The following is a 4,186-nucleotide window of genomic DNA, read 5'->3' as shown; positions in this document are numbered from 1 at the left end:
GCTGGACGGCGAGCCCTTCCTGAACCTCTGCGGCACGGGCTTCGAGGCCGCCGTGGCCCACCGGTTCGACGCGATGCCCGGCCGGGGCTTCGGCACCTACGCCCGGGCCTGCTGGCAGCTGTGGCGCAGCTGGCAGGCCACGGCCCTGGACTGGGAGGCGGAACCGATCGCCTTCACCCCTTCGCGGGGCCGCCTCGAGCGCATCCAGCAGGCCTTTCATCCCCCTGCCGCAGACCTGCCGCCCAGCGCCTGGAGCCTCTGCTTGGCCAACCTGCCTCAGTACGGCTCGGGGCTGTGGATCGCCCCGGGGGCCGATCCCACGGATGGGGCCCTGCAGTGGGCGACCCTGGCCCGGCCTTCCTGGTTCGACCTGCTGACCGAGGCCCACGTGCTGTTCCGCGAAGGCGGACGTACGACGCTGCGCCACGAGGGGCGCTTCCGGAGGGCCACCTTGCGCCTGGAGCGCGCCCTGCCCTGGCACCTGGATGGCGAGCCCGCGGCCGAGCGCGACCGTGCCGAACTCACGGTGGAACCTCGCGCCTTCCGCATGCAGGTGACCGGGGCGTGCCCCTGGATATGAGGCCCCCCGAAGAACCTGGATGAGCAAGCAAAGGCCCGGCTCAGCCAGGCCTTTGCGCGGGGGTCCGGGGTATGCGCGCAGCGCCGCACCCCCGGACAGCGTCAATGCGGGTAGACAGCGGGCCCGGTCAGGCTCGGTCCGCGGAACTCGGCGCTGACGCTGGGGCTGGCGCCCCAGAGGCCCGCCACCATCTTCACCTGGCTGAGGTCAGTCTTGGCTGGATCCCAGTCGCGGCGGACGGCCAGGGTGTAGGGATCCTTGGCATCGGACCACCAGGCGGGATCGTCCACGATGACGTAGATGGCGGTGGCTTTGTTGTTGGGGTTCTTGTAGGTGACCATCACGGGATGGGGAGCGATGGCCGCCTGCAGCATGCCAGGACCCGGCGTGCCCCACTTGTCCACGAGCATGAGCCGGAACCAGGCGGTCTTCTGGTGCTGGACCTCGATCTGGACGGTGCCGCCGGCGGGCACGGAGATCCCGTAGGCGCGCCAGCCGGCCGGTGTCTGCACGTAGTCGGTGAGCAGGTCGACGCTGTCCCCGATGGGGCTCACCGGGATGAACCCGCTCCTGGACAGCCACTGGATCTCGGCCATGAGATCGCGGCTGCGCCAATAGCCTGCATTGGGGATGGAAGTGCAGCGGTGCCAGGCCGGGGGTACCACGACGCGCGTCCCGGGATGCAGGCTGACCCTGGTGACCCTGGGAGCCGGTCCGGGGCGGGGTGCCATGTCCACCGACCGCGGGCCGGCAGGACGGCGGACGCTGCCACCGCCCGGAGCCACCGGCATCGGATTCGTCGGGCGGGGCCCCTCGGACCCGCCGCGCCCCCCCACTGGGCCCTGGGGGTGTGGCGTCGCGCGACGATCCTGCTCAGCTTGTGGCGAAGCGCCACAGAGCGCCGAAACCAGGGCCAGCCCAGCAACTGCGGTCATGAAACGGTGTTGCGGAAACCTGGGTCGCATCGCACACCTCCTTGGGTTGGATTGGATGTCCATCATGCCAGACCCATGCCATCCACCTCGGGGAACCTGCCATGGCGGTATGCTGGCGGTTTCAAGGATGGGGGCTCCCAGGTGTTCGGCAAGATCCAGCACATCCATTTCGTGGGCATCGGCGGCATCGGGATGTCCGGCATCGCCGAGGTGCTCGCCAACCTGGGCTACCAGGTGTCCGGCTCCGACCTCAAGGAGAGCGCCGCCACCGAGCGGCTGCGCAGCCTCGGAATCACGGTGCACCTGGGCCATGAGGGCCGCGCCATCGAGGGCGCGCAGGTGGTGGTGATCAGCTCCGCTGTGAAGGGCGACAACCCCGAGGTCGTGGCGGCCCACGCCGCCAAGGTGCCCGTGATCCCCCGCGGTGAGATGCTCGCGGAGCTGATGCGCATGAAGTACGGCATTGCCGTGGCGGGTTCCCACGGCAAGACCACCACCACCAGCATGGTGGCCCAGGTGCTGAACCAGGGGGGCATCGACCCCACCATCGTCATCGGGGGCAAGCTCGGCACCATCGGCAGCAATGCGAAGCTGGGCAAGGGCCCCTTCCTGGTGGCCGAAGCCGACGAGAGCGACGGCAGCTTCCTGATGCTGAACCCGACGCTGGCGGTCATCACCAACATCGACCGGGAGCACCTGGACCACTACAAGGACCTGGACGAGATCCAGGATGCCTTCGTGGCCTTTGCCAACAAGGTGCCCTTCTACGGCTCCGTCTTCCTCTGCCTGGATGATGCCAACGCCGCCGCCGTGCGGCCGCGCCTGAAGCGCCGTGTCCGCACCTACGGCACCCACCCGCAGGTGGACATCCGCGCCCGGGAGATCCGGCAGGATGGCTTCCGCACGCACTTTAAGGTGACGGCCCAGGGCTTGGACCTGGGCGCCTTCAGCCTCGGCGTCCCCGGGCACCACATGGTGCTGAACGCCCTGGCGGCCATCGGCATCGCCCTGGAACTCGACGTGGAACCCGACGTCATCCGGGCCAGCCTCTCCAGCTTCACGGGGGCGGACCGCCGCTTCCACCTGAAGGGCGAGCGGGGTGGCGTGCTGGTCGTGGATGACTACGGGCACCACCCCACGGAGATCGCCGCCACTCTGGCCGGCGCCCGCGCCGGCTTTCCCGAGCGTCGCCTGGTGGCGGCCTTCCAGCCCCACCGCTACAGCCGCACCAAGGCCCTGCTCGAGGAGTTCGGCACCGCCTTCTTCGAGGCCGACTCCGTGCTCGTCACGGACATCTACGCGGCCGGCGAGCAGCCCATCCAGGGCGTGGACAGCAGCGCCGTGGTCGAGGCCCTGCGTTCCCACGGCCAGAAGGAGGTCCACCTCGTGGGCCGGGTGGAGGACCTGCCGGAAGCCCTGAAGCGCCACACCCGCAGCGGGGATCTGGTGATCACCTTCGGCGCCGGCTCCATCACCCATGCCGGCCCTGCATTCCTCGACCTGGAGTGACCTTGGGAGTCCGGATGCGTCCCGCCCTGCTCGCCACGCTCTGCGCGGTCCCGCTCTGCGCCGGCCTGCCCGCCGGATGGCTCCCGCCCTCCGACCACCGGCCGGAGGTGCCCCAGCCCGAGCTGGGCGGGCGCTACACCAGCCACGAAGCCCTCCTCGCCTATGTGCGGGCCCTGGCCGCCGCGGCGGCGGACCGCCTGTGGCTGACCACCCTGGGCGTCACGGAGGAGGGCCGCGAGCAACCCTTCCTCGTGATCACCTCGCCCGCCAACCTGCAGCGTCTCGCTGAGTGGAAGGCGCTGAACGCCAAGCTCGCGGAACCGCGGACCTGCTCCGAGGACGAGGCCCGCCGCATCGCGGAGACCAGCCCCGTGTTCGTGTGGCTCGGCTACTCCGTCCACGGCTCCGAGGTCTCCGGCTCCGAGGCCGCCCTGGCCGTGGCCTACCACTTCGCCGCGGCCCGCAGCCCCGAGGTGCTGAGGCAGCTGGACCGGGTGGTGATCCTCATGGACCTCACCCAGAATCCGGACGGCCGGGCCCGCCACCTCCAGGGCGTCGCCGAGGCCACCACGCCCTTCAACGCCAGCGATCCAGCGGATGCCCAGAACACCTCCCGCTGGCCCAGCGGCCGCTTCAACCACCGGCTCTTCGACCTGAACCGCGACTGGGCCTGGCAGACCCAGGGCGAGACCCGAGCCAAGACCTCCGCGCTCATGCAGTGGAATCCCCAGGTGGTGGCGGACTTCCATGAGATGTGGCCGGAGACGACCTACTACTTCCCCCCCACCATGCAGCCCATCCACGAGGCCCTGCCGAAGGCCTTCTCGGGGCGCTGGCAGGCGACCTTTGGCAAGGGCGTGGCCCAGGCCTTCGACGCCCTGGGCTGGGCCTACTTCAGCCGCGACGTGTTCGACCTCTTCTACCCGGGCTACGGCGACTCCTGGCCCACCTTCCAGGGCGCCGTGGGCATGACCTTCGAGGTGGCCGGTCAGGGCGGCATGGCCTATCGCCGCACCGATGGCGAGATCCTCACCCTGGCGAGCCGGATCCAGCGCCACGCCACGGCCAGCCTCGCCACCGTGGCCACCGCCGCCGCCGAGCGCCAGCCCCTCCTGCTGGATTTCCAGCTCGCCCGGCGCGAGCAGGTGGCCCTGGGCGAGAG

Annotated in this window: 4 protein-coding genes; 3 read left to right on the top strand and 1 reads right to left on the bottom strand. The window is 70.4% G+C overall.

Translation table 11 applies throughout. The features are described from left to right. A partial coding sequence (locus WAS25_RS15405; protein ID WP_422313699.1) for a diacylglycerol/lipid kinase family protein occupies nucleotides 1-580 on the top strand: 580 nt, incomplete at its 5' end. A gap of 101 nt (nucleotides 581-681) precedes the next feature. Here WAS25_RS15405 and WAS25_RS15400 read toward each other — a convergent pair. Beyond that, nucleotides 682-1,311: a hypothetical protein gene (locus WAS25_RS15400; RefSeq protein WP_422313697.1), complete on the bottom strand. Its 630-nt coding sequence runs from the start codon at nucleotides 1,309-1,311 to the stop codon at nucleotides 682-684. A 345-nt stretch (nucleotides 1,312-1,656) separates the two neighbouring features. Between WAS25_RS15400 and murC the strand changes: the two genes are divergently transcribed. Together murC and WAS25_RS15390 are read left to right on the top strand one after the other, a co-directional pair. After that, nucleotides 1,657-3,024: a UDP-N-acetylmuramate--L-alanine ligase gene (gene murC, locus WAS25_RS15395; protein ID WP_422313695.1), complete on the top strand. Its 1,368-nt coding sequence runs from the start codon at nucleotides 1,657-1,659 to the stop codon at nucleotides 3,022-3,024. Between the two features lie 14 nt (nucleotides 3,025-3,038). Continuing rightward, a partial coding sequence (locus tag WAS25_RS15390; protein ID WP_422313693.1) for a M14 family zinc carboxypeptidase occupies nucleotides 3,039-4,186 on the top strand: 1,148 nt, incomplete at its 3' end.

This window comes from Geothrix sp., from assembly GCF_049292215.1.
In the GTDB taxonomy this organism is placed as follows: Bacteria; Acidobacteriota; Holophagae; order Holophagales; family Holophagaceae; genus Geothrix.
The sequence above is the reverse complement of the archived record's forward strand: the minus strand, read 5'-3'. Positions and strand labels throughout refer to the sequence as shown.